Source organism: Luteitalea sp. (genome assembly GCA_009377605.1).
Lineage (GTDB): Bacteria > Acidobacteriota > Vicinamibacteria > Vicinamibacterales > Vicinamibacteraceae > WHTT01.
On the sequence record WHTT01000229.1, the window covers coordinates 619 to 974 of the forward strand.

The 356-nt window shown below is 61.2% G+C and carries 1 pseudogene (running past one end of the window); it reads left to right on the plus strand.

The features are described 5' to 3' along the window. Positions 1-356, plus strand: a pseudogene (locus GEV06_28680) (Fpg/Nei family DNA glycosylase); it begins 229 nt to the left of the window's first position.

The following is a 356-nucleotide window of genomic DNA, read 5'->3' on the forward strand; positions in this document are numbered from 1 at the left end:
TCCTTCACTTCGGCATGACCGGTTTTCTGCGCTACTACGACCGTGCGACCGAGGCGCCGCCGCACGTTCGCTTGCGTATCGAATTCACAGGCGGCGCCCACCTTGCGTACGACGACCAGCGGAAGTTCGGGCGCATTTCCATGACGGACGATCTGGAGGGTTTTCTTCGAAAGCGGCGTCTCGGGCCCGATCCGCTCGAGCGCGGCTTCGACGTCGAGACGTTTGAGGCCATCCTCTCACGCCGCCGCGGCGGGGTGAAAGCCGCATTGATGAATCAGCAGATGCTCGCCGGAATCGGCAATATCTACGCCGACGAGATTCTGTTTCAGGCCAGGCTACATCCCGAAACGAGACTG